The sequence below is a fragment of the Lysobacter sp. P5_C4 genome (assembly GCF_054049695.1).
Genome location: NZ_JBFULX010000001.1, coordinates 84,638 through 101,269, shown reverse-complemented (window position 1 = coordinate 101,269; position 16,632 = coordinate 84,638). Strand labels below are relative to the sequence as shown.

General features: G+C 66.9%; 16 protein-coding genes and 1 tRNA gene. 15 read left to right on the top strand and 2 right to left on the bottom strand.

Translation table 11 applies throughout. The features are described 5' to 3' along the window. Positions 1-44 precede the first annotated feature (44 nt). The 4 genes from ACXJJ8_RS00385 (at position 45) to ACXJJ8_RS00370 (ending at position 2,617) form a co-directional block, all read left to right on the top strand. On the top strand, positions 45-263 hold the full coding sequence (locus tag ACXJJ8_RS00385; protein ID WP_499026166.1) for a hypothetical protein: 219 nt from the start codon (positions 45-47) through the stop codon (positions 261-263). A 169-nt stretch (positions 264-432) separates the two neighbouring features. Next, positions 433-1,113, top strand: a complete 681-nt coding sequence (locus ACXJJ8_RS00380; RefSeq protein WP_499026165.1) for a winged helix-turn-helix domain-containing protein — start codon at positions 433-435, stop codon at positions 1,111-1,113. Next, positions 1,110-2,495, top strand: coding sequence for a sensor histidine kinase (locus ACXJJ8_RS00375; RefSeq protein WP_499026164.1), 1,386 nt, complete (start codon positions 1,110-1,112; stop codon positions 2,493-2,495). Before ACXJJ8_RS00380 ends, ACXJJ8_RS00375 begins: the two co-directional genes overlap by 4 nt. A 37-nt stretch (positions 2,496-2,532) precedes the next feature. Continuing rightward, positions 2,533-2,617: transfer RNA gene (locus tag ACXJJ8_RS00370), tRNA-Leu, on the top strand. Positions 2,618-2,684: 67 nt separating this feature from the next. On the opposite strand, the gene ACXJJ8_RS00365 is transcribed toward ACXJJ8_RS00370, so the two are convergent. Beyond that, positions 2,685-4,133: an ArnT family glycosyltransferase gene (locus ACXJJ8_RS00365; RefSeq protein WP_499026162.1), complete on the bottom strand. Its 1,449-nt coding sequence runs from the start codon at positions 4,131-4,133 to the stop codon at positions 2,685-2,687. Between the two features lie 181 nt (positions 4,134-4,314). Here ACXJJ8_RS00365 and ACXJJ8_RS00360 point away from each other — a divergent pair, with 181 nt between their 5' ends. The 5 genes from ACXJJ8_RS00360 (at position 4,315) to ACXJJ8_RS00340 (ending at position 10,686) form a co-directional block, all read left to right on the top strand. Next, on the top strand, positions 4,315-5,070 hold the full coding sequence (locus tag ACXJJ8_RS00360) for a hypothetical protein (protein WP_499026160.1): 756 nt from the start codon (positions 4,315-4,317) through the stop codon (positions 5,068-5,070). 81 nt (positions 5,071-5,151) lie between these two features. Beyond that, the gene (locus ACXJJ8_RS00355) at positions 5,152-5,538 is read left to right on the top strand and encodes a BlaI/MecI/CopY family transcriptional regulator (RefSeq protein WP_499026158.1); all 387 of its coding nucleotides are present in this window, start codon (positions 5,152-5,154) and stop codon (positions 5,536-5,538) included. After that, on the top strand, positions 5,538-7,088 hold the full coding sequence (locus ACXJJ8_RS00350; RefSeq protein ID WP_499026157.1) for a M56 family metallopeptidase: 1,551 nt from the start codon (positions 5,538-5,540) through the stop codon (positions 7,086-7,088). The genes ACXJJ8_RS00355 and ACXJJ8_RS00350 overlap by 1 nt, the downstream gene beginning before the upstream one ends. Before the next feature lie 54 nt (positions 7,089-7,142). Further along, positions 7,143-8,243, top strand: a complete 1,101-nt coding sequence (locus ACXJJ8_RS00345) for a S41 family peptidase (protein ID WP_499026155.1) — start codon at positions 7,143-7,145, stop codon at positions 8,241-8,243. Between the two features lie 256 nt (positions 8,244-8,499). Beyond that, a complete protein-coding gene (locus ACXJJ8_RS00340; RefSeq protein WP_499026154.1) occupies positions 8,500-10,686 on the top strand; it encodes a hypothetical protein in 2,187 nt (728 codons plus the stop codon). Between the two features lie 26 nt (positions 10,687-10,712). Here the strand turns inward: ACXJJ8_RS00340 and ACXJJ8_RS00335 are convergent, their stop codons facing one another. Then, positions 10,713-11,339 carry a trimeric intracellular cation channel family protein gene (locus ACXJJ8_RS00335; protein WP_499026153.1) on the bottom strand — a complete coding sequence of 209 codons (627 nt, stop codon included), beginning with the start codon at positions 11,337-11,339 and terminating at the stop codon, positions 10,713-10,715. 92 nt (positions 11,340-11,431) lie between these two features. Between ACXJJ8_RS00335 and ACXJJ8_RS00330 the strand changes: the two genes are divergently transcribed. The 6 genes from ACXJJ8_RS00330 to ACXJJ8_RS00305 all read left to right on the top strand — a co-directional run bounded on the left by ACXJJ8_RS00330 (position 11,432) and on the right by ACXJJ8_RS00305 (position 16,627). Then, positions 11,432-12,343 carry a transporter gene (locus ACXJJ8_RS00330; RefSeq protein WP_499026151.1) on the top strand — a complete coding sequence of 304 codons (912 nt, stop codon included), beginning with the start codon at positions 11,432-11,434 and terminating at the stop codon, positions 12,341-12,343. Continuing rightward, entirely contained in the window at positions 12,340-12,954 is a 615-nt protein-coding gene (locus ACXJJ8_RS00325; protein ID WP_499026150.1) for a carbonic anhydrase, read from the top strand. The genes ACXJJ8_RS00330 and ACXJJ8_RS00325 overlap by 4 nt, the downstream gene beginning before the upstream one ends. A gap of 32 nt (positions 12,955-12,986) precedes the next feature. Next, positions 12,987-13,682, top strand: a complete 696-nt coding sequence (locus tag ACXJJ8_RS00320; RefSeq protein ID WP_499026148.1) for a hypothetical protein — start codon at positions 12,987-12,989, stop codon at positions 13,680-13,682. Between the two features lie 336 nt (positions 13,683-14,018). Beyond that, the gene (locus ACXJJ8_RS00315; protein ID WP_499026146.1) at positions 14,019-14,594 is read left to right on the top strand and encodes an NADPH-dependent FMN reductase; all 576 of its coding nucleotides are present in this window, start codon (positions 14,019-14,021) and stop codon (positions 14,592-14,594) included. 82 nt (positions 14,595-14,676) lie between these two features. Continuing rightward, a complete protein-coding gene (locus ACXJJ8_RS00310) occupies positions 14,677-15,795 on the top strand; it encodes a sensor histidine kinase (RefSeq protein WP_499026144.1) in 1,119 nt (372 codons plus the stop codon). Positions 15,796-15,859: 64 nt separating this feature from the next. Then, positions 15,860-16,627, top strand: coding sequence for a histidine phosphatase family protein (locus tag ACXJJ8_RS00305; protein ID WP_499026143.1), 768 nt, complete (start codon positions 15,860-15,862; stop codon positions 16,625-16,627). The last annotated feature ends 5 nt before the right edge of the window (positions 16,628-16,632 follow it).

The following is a 16,632-nucleotide window of genomic DNA, read 5'->3' as shown; positions in this document are numbered from 1 at the left end:
TTCGTCCTGCGACATCCATCGCCCATATCCACAGGAGTTCCGCCATGCTCACCCGCAACGCCCTGCTGCTCCTTGCCCTGAGCGCCGTCGCCGGCTCCGCCTTCGCGGCCACGCCGCAGGCCGCTTCCACCGCCGCGCAGCCCGCGAAGTCCACCGCCGTCAAGTCCGAACACCACGAAAAGCGCACCTGCGAGAAGCAGGGCAAGACCGGCCATTGCGAGAAGTGGTCGAAGTCGGAAACCAAGGCCGCCGCCAAGAAGTGATCCCGAGGCGACCCCGGGCGGCGCGGAGATCCCCTGACCCCGCACCGCCGCGCCGCCCGGGACTCGCTTGGCACAGCCGGCTTTGCAACAGCCGGCTTTGCAACAGCCGGCGCGCTGAACCAATCGCCGCCCGGCCCGGCGTTATCCTCCGGGCAGGAAGGAGGCGGCGATGCGCATCTTGTTGATCGAAGACGATCCCGACACCGCGGCCTGGCTCCGACAGGGCCTGAAGGAAGCGGGGCACGCCGTCGATCACGCCGGCGACGGGAAGGAAGGCCTCTTCCTCGCCACCACCGAACCCTACGACGCGCTGATCCTCGACCGAATGCTGCCCGCGCTCGACGGCCTCACCGTGCTGCGCACGTTGCGCGGCGCAGGCAATCGCGTTCCCACGATCGTGCTGACGGCGCTGGGCGATGTCGACCACCGCGTCGAAGGCCTGCGCGCCGGCGCCGACGATTACCTCTGCAAACCCTTCGCCTTCGCCGAACTCAGCGCGCGCCTGGACAACATCCTGCGGCGCAACGACGGTGGCGCGGCGGCCGCGGAAACCAAACTCAAGGTCGCCGACCTCGAACTCGACCTGCTGCGCCGCCAGGCGCAACGCGGCACGCGCCGCATCGACCTGCAACCGCGCGAATTCCGCCTGCTCGAAGCGCTCATGCGCCAGGCCGGGCGCGTGGTGACGCGCACGATGCTGCTCGAACAAGTGTGGGACTACCACTTCGATCCGCAGACCAACGTCATCGACGTGCACATCAGCCGCCTGCGCCAGAAGATCGACCACGGCGAGGCGACGCAGCTACTGCATACCGTGCGTGGCGCGGGCTATCGATTCGGCGACGCGTGAACCTCGGCCGCGCCCTGCGCTCGACCAGCGGGCACCTGGCCTTCGCGGTGTGCGTGTCGTTCCTGCTCGGGTTCGCGTTGCTCGGCGGCGCGGTCTACGCGGCGGTGTCGACCTTGTTGGTGCGCGACGCACGCGAAGCGATCGTCGCCGAGGGCGAAGGCCTGCGCGATGCCTTCCGCGATGGCGGACGCACGGGATTGTCCGAAGCCGTGCGCGATCGCATCGCCACCCCCGACGAACCCGATGCCCTGTATGCCGCGTGGTTCGACGGCCGCGCGATCGCGACGAACACGCCGCCGTCCAGCGTCCCCGCGGGCGATGGCTGGCGCGAGGCGCGCGACGAAGACAACACGCGCGTGCTGGTCCAGCGCACCACGCTCGCGCCGGGCGTGGTCGTGGCCACCGGCCTGCGGTTGCGATCGGAAAGCGGCTTTCTCGCGTTGATGGCACGCACGACCCTGGCTGCGCTGGCGATCGCCGTCGTGCTCGGCCTGCTGATCGGTGCGATGACCGCGCGTTGGGTCGCGCGTCGCCTGCAGGCGCTCGATGCCACGGCAATGCGCGTCGGCGCAGGCGAGATCGATTTGCGCGCCCCGGTCGACGGGACCGGCGATGCCTTCGATCGACTTTCCCTGCGCTTCAACACGATGCTCGACCGCATCGAAGCGCTGCTGGCCGGCGTGCGCGAAGCCACCGACCACATTGCGCACGACCTGCGCACGCCGCTCACGCGCATGCGCACGCGGCTGGACCAATTGCGCACGCAGGGACCGGTGGATCCCGAGGCCCTCGAACCGGCCATCGCCGACGCCGACCAACTCCTCCAGGCCTCCGGCGCGCTGCTGCGGCTGGCGCGCATCGAAGCGCAGGCGCGCATCGAGGACGAGACAACGGTCGACCTTGCCAAACTGGCAAGCGACGCGACGGACCTCTACGAGCCGATCGCCGCGGAGCGGGGCATCTCGCTTTCGCTCCAGACCGCACCGCTGCACGTGCGCGGCGACGCCGACCAATTGTTCCAGCTGGTCGTGAACCTGCTCGACAACGCCATCAAGTACGCCCCGGCCGATACCGGCGTCGATGTCGCGGTCACGCGCACCGGCAACCACGCCTGCATCGCCGTGGGCGATCGCGGTCCCGGCATCCCGGTGAATGAACGCGACCGCGTCTTCGACCGCTTCCACCGCGGCGAACGCCACCGCGGCACCTCCGGCAGCGGCCTGGGCCTGAGCCTGGTCCGCGCGATCGCCGTGCGCCACCACGCGCGCATCGTCCTCGACGACAACCACCCCGGCCTGCGCGCCACGGTTTCCCTGCCGCTGGCCTATGAAGGCGACGTTCCCCCGCCCGAGGGCGCCCAAAATCATGCGCCCGCGCGTTGACATCGGCTGCCCCGCACCGCACCATACGCGCCCACCTGCCCGGGTGGCGGAATTGGTAGACGCACTAGTTTCAGGTACTAGCGAGTAAAATCGTGGAGGTTCGAGTCCTCTCCCGGGCACCAGATTTCAAGACGAAACCCCCGAGCGATCGGGGGTTTCGTCGTTTCGGGGCGCGAAGGGGCGAAAGCATCATCCGCTCGCCAGTGGAACGACGCGGAAGAACACCCGCCCGCGCCACGGGCCGCCCAATGCCACCGCGCGCTTGTCTCGCGCATGCAGGTAGGCCTGCACCTGGCGCCACGTCGCCTCCTGCACGACCCAGACGGTGCGTAACGGATCGGGATCGTCGATCAATTCACGTGCCGCGTCTTCGTCGTAGGCTGGGTTGATCGCCGCCTCGCCCGGCGGCGGCATCGGCGACAGGCAGACGTCTTCGATTTCCGCATCGAGGTGGACGCGCAAGCCGTAACGCGCCACGTCATCCACGAAAATCACCTGGTCGACGCGGCCCGGGGATCGCTCGCGGATCGCTTCGGCCCAGGCGCGCGCGTCCTGCGGTGAGTCGATGGCCGCGCCCACGATGCGGATCGCAATCAGGATGGGCACCCAGACGATCAACGCATTCCATGCGATCGGCGCCATGCCGGGTCGCGGCAAGACGGTGGCGATCGCCAAGGGAACGAACAGCGGAAGCAGGTAGAGCGGCAGTCGCGACCGCGCGATGCAGAACACGATCAACGGCACCAGGATCCAGGCCGCCACGAACCGATCGATGGACGTCGGCAATCGATTCCTGATCCATCCGATCAGCGCCCCTGTCCACGGGAGCGTGCCGACCAGCAGGGTCGGTAGGTAGACCACCGCCCACCCGTACCACTCCCCGTGCCGGCGGAATTCGTTGGTGGTGAGGCGATCGATGACTTCCATCCCGAGGAAATAACGCAACAGGTGCGGGTTGCGTGCGGTGACCGCAACGAACCACGACGTCGCCACGAGGGCGAACACGACGAACGCCAGCGGCCGGAACACACGACGCTCGATTGGTGTCTTCCATTCGGCGCCGAGCACCACCAGCATCGGCAACAACCCCGGCGGCCCCTTGGTCAGGAACGCCAGCGCGAAGGCGATCCACGTCCACCATCGCCACTGCGCGCGACCATCGCCCCAGCGCAACTCGACGTACGACCACATCGCGAGGGTTTCGAAAGCGGTGAGCAGAAAGTCGGTCGTCACCAGTTGCGATGCGATCGCCGGCAACAGCATCGTGGCGAAGGTGATCGCCGCGCGCGTTTCCTGGCCGGGCGCAAGGCGTCGCGCGATCCGCGCGACCATCCAGATGCACGAAAGGTAGGCGAGCGCGACGGGAACCCGGGCGGCCCAGGGATTGAGCCCGAACACCCCCATGCTCGCGGCCACCGCCCAGTACGTCAGGGGCGGCTTGGTCCAATGGCCGACTTCCTGTTGTCGATGCGGCACCAGCCAATCGCCGCTCGACAGCATGTTCGCCGCGACATTCGTGTAGCGCCCTTCGTCGGGATCCCACAGCCCGCGGCTGCCCAGGAAGGCGAAGGCCAACGAAAGAAAGACGGCGAACAGCAGTGCGCGTTGGCTTGCCTGCGAGAGACGCAACGCGACCATGGCGCCCATCGTGGGCGCGCAAAAGGAAGCCCGTCCTGAATGTTGGCTCAGCCGACCGTTAAGGCCCCCCGATCTCCAGTGCGATGCATCCAGCCTGCCACCCCGGAATCGGGCGATTTAACGATCGCCTCAGGGCGTCTTGAGCGCGCGTTACGATGTGGCCGGTAGCCTGTGGCGTGCCATGAAGCCTCGCGCACTCTGCTGCTTGCTTCCGATCCTTGCCTTCCCGGCGAGCGCCGCCTTCGCGACAGGCCCGTTCCAACCGGAATTCCGTCTGTCCAATTTCCACGCCCCGCTCGTGATCGACAATCCGTATTCGCCGATGCAAGCCGGCACGCGCACGGTGTCCTACGAGTTGGAAGACGGCGCGTGCAAGGTCAACGATGTTGTCGTGACGCACGCGACCAAGCACGACTTCCACGGCGCTTACGCGGGCCTGTCGGCGCGCACGGTCACCGACAGGGTCTGGTCCGATCCGCAATGCAACGGCAAACGCGTGCTCCTGCTGGAAGACACGCAGGATTGGTACGGCCAGGACAACGGTGGCAACGTCTGGTACTTCGGCGAAGCGACGACGGAATACACCTACGACGCCACTGGCAAACGCATCGATGCATCGAACGAGGGCTCGTGGGAGGCCGGAACGCGCGGTGCGAAGGCGGGCATCCTGATGTTCGATCGGCCCGTGGTCGGCACCTACTACCTCCAGGAATTCGAAGCGGGTGTCGCCGAGGATGCGGCGCTGATCCAGAAGGTGGGGATCCGCGTCGAGACCGGCCTGGGGCGTTTCCACGACTGCCTGAAGACGCGCGAGACGACGTCGCTTACACCCGGCGATGTCGAATACAAATACTACTGTCGCAATCTCGGCGTCGTGCGCGTTGAGGCGCCGGTGGTGCATGGGGGTGCGGAGTTGGTGCAGTTCGGGCTGCGTTGAGCGGATCACCCTGGATCAGGCCGCTTGACAATCTACTAATCATTTCGTACTAATGGCGCCGTACACACCGAGGCGGCGCCGATGCCCACCCCCAATCCCACCGAAGGCGAGCTCGCCATCCTCCACGTGCTGTGGTCGCGCAAGGCCGCGATGACCGTGCGCGAAGTGCACGCCGAGCTGTCGAAGGCGAAGGACACCGCGTACACGACGGTGTTGAAGATGCTCACGATCATGGCCGACAAGGGCCTCGTGCGCCGCGATGCGTCCGAGCGCAGCCATACCTACCTCGCAGTGCAGACCGAGCCGGTGGTGCAGGGCACGTTGCTGAAAGACCTGATGCGCAAAGCCTTCTCGGGTTCGGCGCTGACGCTGGTGCAACGCGCGATCGACGACGACGTGGCGAGCGCCGATGAACTCGACCAGATCGCGAAGCTCATCGCGCGCGCCAAGGCGAAGCGGAAAGGCTGATGGATGCGCTCGCCGCCCTGCAGTTCGGTCTTGCGCCCGCATTGGCGCGCGCGCTGCTGCATGCGTTGTGGCAGGACGCGATCCTGGGCATCGCCGCGTGGGCGACGCTGGCGATGATGACGCGTTCCACCGCGGCGCTCCGCCATTCGGTGGCGATGGGATTCCTGTTGGCGATGGTGCTGGTGCCCGCATCGACGTTCGCGCATTTCTGGCAGGTGCCGGGGGCTTCCATCAACGTCGGGCCACTGTCTGCGATGACGGCGCCGCGCCTGGACGGCACCGCGATGTTCGAGCAGCAAACGAGCCCGATGGCGATCCTGCTTGCGTTGCTGTGGCTCACGGGTGTTGCCGCGATGCTGCTGCGGCACCTCGGCGGTTGGTGGATCGTGAGCGCGCTGGACAAACACGCATTCGAACGCTTGCCGGCCGACTGGCAGCGACGCGTCGACGCGCTGTGCGCGGCGATGCGCATCGGCCGCGACGTCACCGTGCGCTTGTCGACCTCCGTGATCGGGCCATTCACCGCGCGCCTGTTTCGCCCGGTCATCTGGCTGCCGCTGTCGTTGATCACGCAACTCCCGCGCGAACAAGTGGAAGCGCTGCTCGCGCACGAACTGGCGCACATCGCGCGCATGGACTGGTTGTGGAACGGGCTGCAGTGCCTGGTCGAATCGCTGCTGTTCTTCCATCCCGCGGCGTGGTGGCTTGGCCGGCGCATCCGGACCGAGCGCGAACACGCCTGCGACGATCGCGCGGTGGCGGCGTGCGGGGACGCCATCGCGTTGGCCGAGGCGCTCGCGGGACTGGAGTGCCAACGCCAATCCGCTCCCCGCCTGGTACTCGCAGCCCATGGAGGCGCACTCATGCAACGCATCACCCGTCTGGTCTCGGGCCCGCCTTCGCGCGGCCGCTGGGGCGCAGGTGCGGCCATCGCCCTGGTGCTCGTCGCCGGCACCTTGCTCGCCGTGCAGGCAGGCATCGCGGGCAGGCCCGGCCTGCACGTTCGGTCCACTACCGACGGGGTGCTCGGCCCCGGCGACACGCGCGAGATCACCGCGCGCGGCATCGAAGGCGATCGCTACTACCGCGCCGATGTCGACGCGAATGGCCACTTGACCGAGGTCTACAAGTTGGACGACCAACCGCGTCCGATCGACGCCGGCGTGCGTCGTTGGCTTGCCGAAATCGAGCGCCTTAGCGTCCCGCCCGCACCCCCGCCGCTGCCGCCGTTGCCGCCGCCGCCGCTGCCGCCGCCGCCGCCGCCCCCGCCGCCGAAGTTCACCGACACCGCCGCGTTCCATGCGCTGTTCCGTCGCGTCGCCGCCGCTCCGGTCGTCGTCGCCCGCGTGGGCACGCCCGTCGCGATGGCGTCGGACGAGGTGCAGGGCCACATCGAGATCCAGGGCAGCGACGTCAAATCGCAGGACGGCGTGGCCGACATCCGCTTCGATGTCAGCGGGCCCAAGGGTCGCGCGACCGTGCTCGTCGATGCGCAACTCGACGCAGGCGCCTGGTCGATCGAGACGGTCAAGCTCGCCAACCCGCGTTGATTTTTTTTGCCTCGCAGTACTAACCGCTTAGTAGACATTCAAAAGGGAAATGCCATGACACCACGCCACACACTCGCACTCGCCTTGCTGCTCGCCATCGCCCCGACCGCAGCGCTCGCCCAGCGCGGGCCGGCACCGAAGATCCCGATCGATGCGGCGGCGCGCAAGACCGTGATCGCCGGACTTTCCACGCAATTGCATGCGCACTACGTTTTTCCCGATGTCGCCAGGCAAGTGTCCGCCTCGCTCACGGCGAAAGAGGCGAGCGGTGGATACGCCGCCGCCACCGACAGCAAGACATTCGCCGATGCACTTTCGAACGACCTGCGCACGTTCGGCCAGGACCGCCATTTCTTCGTCGGCTACGACCCGGACTTCCAGCCCTCGCCGGCGAACGGCACGCCGCCCGACGCAAAAACCGCGGCGGCGATGCGCGAGCAACTCTCGAGCACCGGCTTCGGCATCGACAGCGTGCGGCGCCTGCCGGGGAACGTCGGCTATCTCGAGGTGCGCGGCTTCGGCCCGACCGACATCGTGGCGCCCGCGCTGTCGGCGGCGATGACGATGCTGTCGGGCACCGATGCGTTGATCCTGGATCTGCGCCGCAACGGCGGCGGCGACCCCGCGACCGTCGCGTATCTGATGAGCCACTTCTTTGCCACCGGCGACGAGCGCCATCTCAACGACCTGTACTTTCGCGACGGCGACACCACGCATCAATACTGGACGAACGCCACGGTGACGACGCATTACACGCGCCCCGTCTACGTGCTGACGTCCGCGCGCACGTTCTCCGGTGGCGAAGAGTGCGCTTACGACTTCCAGACGCAGAAGCGCGCGACGCTAGTCGGCGAAGTCACCGGCGGCGGTGCGAACCCAGGCGACGGCTTCGCGATCGGCGGCGGCTTCGCAGCCTTCATTCCGAATGGCCGCGCGATCAATCCGATCACGAAGACCAACTGGGAACACACGGGCGTGAAGCCGGACATCGCAACGACCGCGGCGGACGCGCAGAAGGTGGCGTACGCAGCCATCCTGCGCACGCAGCTGGCGGCGGCAAAAGATCCGGAGGAGCAGAGCGCCTTCAAGGAGCTGATTGCGAACGTGGAAGCCGGCAAGCCCGAGGTGCCGAATTACGCGCCGCCGCATCGCTGAAGGTTAATGGACGGAGCGGCGCGGAATGGGCCGCTGCCGCTCCGGGCTTCGAACTCGATCCCGCATGTGCATCAGCGATGGCAGCCTTTGGCATACCGCTGAACTTCACGATTGATGTTGTGCCGGAATGACGCCAAGGCCGATTTTGACCGCGGCGAAGCATTACAGCGCCGCATTCGCCGCTGCTGGTCCGGTCCCACCAACGCCCGCCGTTGGCTAAGTAAGCCGGCCTCATTCGGCCCACGCCGGAGAGGCGATGTCCCTGTTCGCTGAACTCAAGCGCCGCAAGGTCTTCAAGGTTGCCGCGGGCTACCTGGTCGTCGCATGGCTCGTGATCCAGGTCGGCGCGACCGTCGCGCCACAGTTGGGCTTGCCCGATTGGGCACCGCGCATGATCACCCTGATCGCGTTGCTGGGGCTGCCGGTCGCGGTGGTCATCGCATGGCTCACCGAGCTCACGCCCGATGGTCTGAAGCTGGAGCGTGCGCCGAAGGGCAACAAACGCGTGTTCACCGTTGCGGCGTTGTTGTTCGCCGCGGCCGTCGGGTGGTTCGTGCATGGGTTGAGTGGCGATGTCGGGTTGACCGGGTCCGATGCGCGTCTGGGCGCGGCGTCGACGGCGGTGTTGCCGTTCCTCAACCTCTCTTCGCGCCCGGAGGACGAATACTTCTCCGACGGCTTGAGCGAAACATTGCTGCACCAGCTTGCCCAGGTGCCGAAGCTCAAAGTCGCCGCACGCACGTCGTCATTCACCTTCCGCGGCAAGCAGGAGGACGTGCGCCGCATCGGTGAGTTGCTCGGCGTCGCGACGCTCGTGGAAGGCAGCGTGCAACGTTCCGGCGACATGGTGCGCATCACCGCGCAATTGGTCCGCACCGACGATGGGTCGGAGTTGTGGTCGCGCAGCTACGATCGCCGCATGGCCGATCTGTTCGCGATCCAGGACGAGATTGCTTCGGAAGTCGCCAAGGCGCTGGTCGGCGAAGTGTTGCCGGGCGAGCGTGCGCAGATCGTGCAGGGCAGCACGCACGACGTGGCCGCTTACGATGCGTATGCGCACGGGTTGCAGCAGATCGCGATCGACAGTTTCGCTTCGCTCGACGCCGCCGAAAAGGCGATGCAGCAGGCGCTCGCCCGCGACCCGAATTACCGCGACGCGATGTTCGGCCTGGTGCGCGTGTGGATCCTGATGGCGCAGACGGGCAAGATCTCGCGCCGCACTGCGGGGCTGCGTGCGCGGCCGTGGCTCGATCGCATCGCGCGCATCGATCCAGGCGATGGCCAGTTGCTCGGCTTCCGTGCGGAGCTGGCCGAAGACGCCGGCGAGTTCGAGGACGCGCGGCGACTGCTGTCGCAGGCGATCGCGCGTGCGCCCAACGATACGTGGCTGCGCGCGACCCAGGCGCGCCACCATCTGTACGACATGGAGTTCGAATCGGCGGTGGCGGACATCGATGCGGTGCTGCCGCTGGATCCGCTCAACGGTTCGCTGTATTTCCTCAAGACCAGTGCGCTGTTGTGGCTGGGTCGGACCGACGCCGCGCAGGTCAGCGCGCAGCGTGGGTGGACGCTGCAACCCCGCAATCCGAATGCCGCGTCGGCGATGGCGAGCGTCGCGGCATTCCGCAATGATCTCGCCGGCTACGTTCGCTGGCAGTTGGTCGCCCATCGCATCGACCCGGAGGACCACGAGATCATCGCGGAGGCCACGCCGTTCCTCGAAGGCTTGGGCGAGCCGGCGGCGGCCGATGCGTGGCTTCGCGTGTCGCAGGGTCTCGCCCCCGGCAATCTGTTCGCCGAAAGCAACCGCGTCGTGCTCGAACATGCCCGCGGCAACCCAAAAGCCGCCTACGACGGCGCGATCGCACTGATCCCCCGCGCAGCCGAAGAGCGCCGCTGGAACTGGACCGCCGCGATGGGCGCAGGGTGTCTCGCAGCGGTGCAACTCGGGCGCACGGCGCAGATGCGCCAGGCACTCGTGCGCGCCGGCGTGCTGCCCGGGCGTTACGACGTCGCAGGCTTCCGCGCGCTCGTCCCCAGCGGCGTGCAAATCAACGCACAGGTCCGGCGGCTCGCGCCGCTGGCGCCGTGCCTGGCCGAACCGGGCGACTGGAACGCGCAACGCGCGCAGTTGCTGGCCACGGTGACGGCGTTGAAAGGGCCGGCATGGATGCGCAAACCCTGGAATGCACGGTATGTCGCCTTCCTGCAGCCCGACAACGAAGCACTGATTCGCGAAGAGCTGGGTTCGCGCTACACCGAACAAGTGGGCCGGGAAGCACGACAACGCTGGCTGGGAATTGCCGGTGATCCGCGTATCGTCGCGCGCAACGCGGAACTGCATCGGATGTATCGCGCGCAGCACGCCGGTCTTGCGGCGACGCTGGCGCGCGATCATGTGTCGCTGCTGCCTGCGGTGGATGCGACGGTGCGTGGACGGTGATCTCAGGTGCGTGATGCGGTGATCATCTAATCGGCAATGCCGCCATCGCCCGCGCGCGGCAGCCCCCAACCGCGTCGAATCGCCATCCACCGCAGCACGAAGCACAGCAATGCGCCGACCGCGGCCACCGGCGCCGATGGCAGTTGCAATGCGTTTCCCACCACGACCGCGAGCGCGCCGGCGAGCGCCGCCACCGCATACAGCTCGCGACGCAACACGTTCGGAATTTCGGTGACCAGAACGTCGCGGGCAATGCCACCGCCGATGCCACTGAGGATCCCCAACATGATCGCGCCGACAGGCCCGAGCCCCGCCGCGAGCGCCTTGGTCGCACCCAGCACCGCGAACAACGACAACCCCACCGCATCGAACATCTGCACCGGGTTGCGCATCCGCTCGACGTCGTCGTAGCGGTAGAAGGTGAGCAAGCCCGCCAACGACGAGACGGCGAGATAGCGCCAATCCACGATCGAGGTCGGCGGCAACGCGCCGATCAGCACATCACGGACGATGCCGCCCGCGGTGGCCGCGGCGAAGGACAGCACCAACACGCCGAACAGATCTAGCCGATGCCGGACGGCCACCACCCCGCCGCTGATGGCGAACGCGAACGTGCCGATGAAATCGATCAGCTGGACGAAGACGGACGTCATGGCGCCAACATAGCGTCTTTCGCCGGGCGGCTGTCGGCCGCGACGGAAGTCCTGTAGAACTGCGTCCATCCGGGTTCCAAGGCTGCGACCGCATGCACCTGGCCACCTCCGCACTCGCCTTGCTGCTGCTCTGCGGCGCTGCATCCACCGCTCGTGCCCAGGACATCGAACCGCGCGCTTACTCCAACGCGCCGGTCGGCGTGAACTTCATCATCGCCGGTGCCGTCGCGACGCGTGGCGGGTTGTCGACCGATCCGTCGATCCCGGTCACCGACCCGCAATTGAACACGTCGAGCGTCCTCCTCGCATACGCGCGCGTGCTCGACCTCGGTGGGAAGTCCGGCAAGTTCGATGTGATCGCGCCTTACACGCAACTCGATGGCACCGCGCAGTACCAGGGCGCGCCCGTCGAACGCGCGGTCGATGGCTTCGCCAGGCCCGCGTTCCGCCTGTCGATGAACTTCATCGGTGCGCCTGCGCTGTCGATGCAGGAATTCCGCGGCTGGAAGCAGGACCTCATCGTCGGCGCGAGCCTGCAGGTCTCGCCGCCCTGGGGCCAGTACGACGCCGACAAGCTCGTCAACATCGGCACCCATCGCTGGTCCTTCAAACCGGAGATCGGAATCTCCAAGGCGCTCGGGCCGTGGACGCTGGAAGGGCAGGCGGCGGTCACTTTCTTCACCGACAACACCGACTTCTACGGTGGTCGCACCCGGTCGCAGGATCCGCTGTATTCCGTGCAGGGGCACGTGATCTACGGCTTCGGCTCGGGCAAGTGGTTGTCGGTGGACGGGACGTGGTTCGGCGGTGGGCGCTCGAAAGTCGACGATCGCCTGAGCAACGACCTGCAGCAGAACTGGCGCATCGGCGCGACATTCGCGATTCCCGTGAATCGATCGAACTCGCTCAAGTTCTCCGCCAGCAGTGGCGTGTCCGCGCGCACCGGCAACAACTTCGACGCGATCGGCGTGGCATGGCAATACCGTTGGGGAGCAGGGCTGTGAACAAACTCGATGCTGCGTTGCCCACCTCGGCCCAGGCCCTGGCCAGCCTCAAGCGCGGCAATGCCCGTTTCCTCGCCGGGCACGCGCGCTTCCCGACCGTGCAGAAGGACATCCTCGCCGACCTCGCCAAGGGGCAGCATCCGTTCGCGACGATCCTGGGGTGCAGCGACAGCCGGGTGCCGCCGGAGCTGGTGTTCGATGCTTCGTTCGGCGAGCTGTTCGTGATCCGCGTCGCGGGCAATGTCATCGATCCGGCCATCGCAGGCTCATTGCAATACGCCGGCCTGCATTTGCGCACGCCGTTGCTGGTCGTGCTGGGGCACGAGGGCTGCGGCGCCGTCGAAGCCGCGATCGACGAGAAATTCCACGGCGCGACGCACGGCAGCCGGATTGCCTTGTTGCTCACGAACATCACGGCGGCGCTGGAGGGGATCGACCCGAGCCTTCCGCACGAGGACATGCTGCATGCCGGCGTCGAAGCCAACGTGCGGTGGACGCTTCGGCAAGTCATCGAATCGCCGGAATGGCAGGCGCGCCTGGGCAAGGTCGACCGGCAGGCGGTAGGTGCGATCTACGAGATGGCGACGGGTCGCGTGCGATTCCTGTCCTAGCGGTCCGCCGCGCCCGATGTGCGTTTTTCATCGTGAAGGGCAACGACGGCACCTATTGGGACCTGAGGTTCCTGGCGCGACCAGGGGAAGTGCTGCGCCCCGGTGAATATTTCTACGCCAAACGGGCGATCGCGAACCTCTACGGCCGTTCGGCCGGCATGGAATTCACCGGCGAAGGCCGCGGCTGCAACGAGATCAACGGGTACTTCGTCATCCGGCAGATCCAGTTCGACGCGCAGGGCAAGTTGGTCCGCCTGGAAGCCTCGATGGTGCAGTACTGCGATTACAACTACGTGCCGTTGGCGGTCTCCGTCATCCACAACGCCCCGCAGTTGCACTTCAACATCACCGCGCCCGAATTCGGCCTGGCCAATCGGACCTACTACGGCGACACCACGCTCTTCACCCTCGCCACGCCGACGCCCAACACATTCCAGTACGTGTCCTCCGGCGAAAAGGCCATCTGGACGATGAACCTCACCGCGCCGATCGGCCAGGCCCAATTCGCCAAGGGCATGTACCTGACCGAACCCACGGCGCGCACCGGCGTGGCCGGCATGGACATCGCCGTGTGGGACACGCGCAGGGCCGAATACGGGAAGTTCGAAATCCTGACGATCACCTATCGCAACGGCCAGATCGTGCAACTGAGTGCGCGCTGGTGGTTCTATTCCGACGCTGCGCGGACCCAAGTGCTGCGCAGTGGCCGCATCAACTTCTGGAAGTAGCGCGCGTCACGGCGCGAATCGCCGGGTTCGAGCACGACCGGCGGTTTGCCGTCGATGCGATATTCGATGCGCCCGCGAGCACGTAGGCCACCGCTTCGCCCGGGCTGTGGCGCGCGGCGGATGCATGCGGCGCGAAGCCCACGCGCACCTGGACCACCTGCTTGCCCGGCGTGCTGGGGTCTTCCCATGAGCACCGCAACCGCTGAGTTGAATGCGCGATTGCCTTTCAGTCGAAAGCACTCCCGAGTCATCGATTCCTCTCGCGGCGCGCGCATGACCGATCGCTAACGCAGGCAATGCGAGCATCCTCCGGACAGGCGTTTCCGGAGGTGAATCATGGCGACTTACAAGGTCGGTTACCTGGTCGGAAGCCTGGCGAAAGGCTCGATCAATCGCCTGCTCGCACAGGCCTTGGCCAAGATGGCGCCGGAAGCCGGCCTGTCGCTCCAGGAAATCCCGATCCGCGAGCTGCCGCTGTACAGCTACGACTACGATGCCGACTATCCACCGGTGGCGCGCGCGCTCAAGCAGTCGATCGCGCAGGTCGACGCGATCCTGTTCGTCACGCCGGAATACAACCGGTCCATCCCCGGTGCCTTGAAGAACGCCATCGACTGGGCCAGCCGCCCGTGGGGCGAGAATGCCTTCGCGCGCAAGGCGACCGGGATCATCGGCACGTCCCCCGGTTCGATCGGCACGGCGATCGCCCAACAACATCTGCGCGGGGTGCTGTGTTTCTGCAACTCGCCGCTGATGAACACGGTCGAGGCCTACATCCAGTTCAAGCCCGGGCTCATCACGGAGGCCGGGGAGGTGACAGATGCCTCCACCGAGGAATTCCTGCGCAATTACCTCCGGGAGTTCCACCTGTTCGTGGCCCGGGTGCTGACGGTGCTGCCGCGCGACGCGTGAGGGGCGGGGCCGGAGGACTTGCCGAGGCTGGGCCCCGGTTGCCGTAGGATGGCCGGTATCTCCTTCGTATCGGGCGCGCGACATGACCAACGGGTTGGCGGACTTCATCGAGCTGCACGCCGAACAGATCGTGCGGCACGCCGTGACTTTCGCAAGGACGGTCGATGTCGGCACGCCGCTGGACGAGGAGGCGCTGACCGACCACCTGCCGGACATCGTCGCCGCGATCATCGCCGACCTGCGCACGCCGCAAACGCGCGACGAGGAGATCGCGAAGTCCGAAGGTCGCGCACTGGCCACGAAGGACGGGCGTCGCACGGCGGCGGGCACGCATGCCTTGTTCCGCGCGCACAGCGGCTACAACGCTGCGCAGCTGGTGTCCGAGTACCGCGCCTTGCGCGCTTCGGTGTTGCGGCTCTGGGCGGACTCGCCCCAGGGGGGCGCAGGTACGCGGGAGGAAATCTCGCGTTTCAACGAGGCGATCGACGAAGCCATCGCCGAGTCGGTCGCCCACTTCTCGGAGGAAGTGGGGCGCTGGCGCAATATCTTCCTCGGCGTATTGGGCCACGACCTGCGCAGCCCGCTCAGCGCCATCGTCATGACCTCCGAATTGATCGCGCGCATGGCGGTCGATGCACCGATCGCGGACGCCGCGCAACGCCTGGTGCGCAGTGGTCAACGCATGAGCAAGTTGCTGGACAACCTGCTGGTCTACAACCGCGCGGAGATGGGCGTCGGGTTCGAGTTGGAAAAAGAGGACGTCGATCTTGCGCAGTCATGCCACGAAGAAATCGAGCTGTTGCAGGCCGCATTGCCGGACACGCGGATCCGCTTCACGTCCGATGGTGCGGCGCGTGGCGCATTCGACGCCGGCCTGGTCCGCGAAGCGCTGGCCAACCTCGTGGTGAATGCACAGAAGTACGGCACGCCGGGCGCGGAGATCCATGTCGAACTGCGCGATGCGGGCGATGGCCCCGATCTCATCGTGCGCAACGCCGGAGCCCCCATCGCCCGGGAAACGCTCGACCTGATGTTCGACCCGCTCCGGCGCGGTGGCGTGTCCGCCGGCGCATCCGAGCGCGCCAGCCTCGGCCTTGGCTTGTTCATCGTCAGCCAGATCGCGCGGGCGCATGGCGGCACCATCCGCGGTGAATCGGCGGACGGCATGACGACGTTCCGGTTGCACTTGCCGCGGGGCTGAGGCGCCCACGATGCATTGACGCGCTGCGTGGCAACGTCGCGGCTCCGCCCCGCGAAGACCCCTCGTGCCCAAACTCCGTCACACCGACTGGCCCGATCGCCTGTGGATCGTGCGCCACGGGCAAAGCGCCGGCAACGTCGCGCGCGACCTCGCCGAGCGCGATGGCCTTTCGCTGATCGCACTGTCCACGCGCGACGCCGATGTCCCGCTGTCGCCGCTGGGCGAACAACAGGCGGACGCGCTCGCGCATTGGTTCGCAGGCAAGCCCGCGAGCGAGCGCCCCAACATCTTCCTGACCTCGCCGTTCGTGCGCGCGCAGCAGACGTGCATGGCGGTCGCGAACGGCGTGGCATTCGACGCCGACGACGTGCAGGTCGACGAACGCCTGCGGGAAAAGGAATTCGGCATCCTCGACCGCTATACGCGGCACGGCATCCTGGAGAAATTCCCGGAGCTCGCCGAACAACGCAAGCTCGTCGGCAAGTTCTATTTCCGACCGCCCGGTGGCGAAAGCTGGTGCGACGTCGTGCTGCGGCTGCGCAGCTTGCTCGAAGTCTTGCGTCGCGACCACGTCGGCGACCGCGTGCTGATCGTCGGGCACCAGGTGATCGTCAATTGCTTCCGCTATCTCTTGGAGTGCATGGGCGAAAGCGAAGTGCTCGCGATCGATGCGAAGGCCGACGTCCCCAACTGCGGCATCACCGAATACGCGATCGATCGCACGGCGCTCGACGCACGATTCCACCTGGTGCAGGCGAACCTCGCCCTGCCGATGCGCGAAGCCGGTGCGCCGGTGACGACGGCGCCCGACAAACCGGCCGGCCCCAAGTGAAGACG

Coding starts and splice junctions, on each gene's coding strand:
- ACXJJ8_RS00380 (WP_499026165.1), top strand. CDS start 433: ATGCGCATCTTGTTGATCGAAGACGATCCCGACACCGCGGCCTGGCTC.
- ACXJJ8_RS00340 (WP_499026154.1), top strand. CDS start 8,500: ATGTCCCTGTTCGCTGAACTCAAGCGCCGCAAGGTCTTCAAGGTTGCC.
- ACXJJ8_RS00345 (WP_499026155.1), top strand. CDS start 7,143: ATGACACCACGCCACACACTCGCACTCGCCTTGCTGCTCGCCATCGCC.
- ACXJJ8_RS00330 (WP_499026151.1), top strand. CDS start 11,432: ATGCACCTGGCCACCTCCGCACTCGCCTTGCTGCTGCTCTGCGGCGCT.
- ACXJJ8_RS00385 (WP_499026166.1), top strand. CDS start 45: ATGCTCACCCGCAACGCCCTGCTGCTCCTTGCCCTGAGCGCCGTCGCC.
- ACXJJ8_RS00335 (WP_499026153.1), bottom strand. CDS start 11,339: ATGACGTCCGTCTTCGTCCAGCTGATCGATTTCATCGGCACGTTCGCG.
- ACXJJ8_RS00355 (WP_499026158.1), top strand. CDS start 5,152: ATGCCCACCCCCAATCCCACCGAAGGCGAGCTCGCCATCCTCCACGTG.
- ACXJJ8_RS00310 (WP_499026144.1), top strand. CDS start 14,677: ATGACCAACGGGTTGGCGGACTTCATCGAGCTGCACGCCGAACAGATC.
- ACXJJ8_RS00350 (WP_499026157.1), top strand. CDS start 5,538: ATGGATGCGCTCGCCGCCCTGCAGTTCGGTCTTGCGCCCGCATTGGCG.
- ACXJJ8_RS00365 (WP_499026162.1), bottom strand. CDS start 4,133: ATGGTCGCGTTGCGTCTCTCGCAGGCAAGCCAACGCGCACTGCTGTTC.
- ACXJJ8_RS00360 (WP_499026160.1), top strand. CDS start 4,315: ATGAAGCCTCGCGCACTCTGCTGCTTGCTTCCGATCCTTGCCTTCCCG.
- ACXJJ8_RS00315 (WP_499026146.1), top strand. CDS start 14,019: ATGGCGACTTACAAGGTCGGTTACCTGGTCGGAAGCCTGGCGAAAGGC.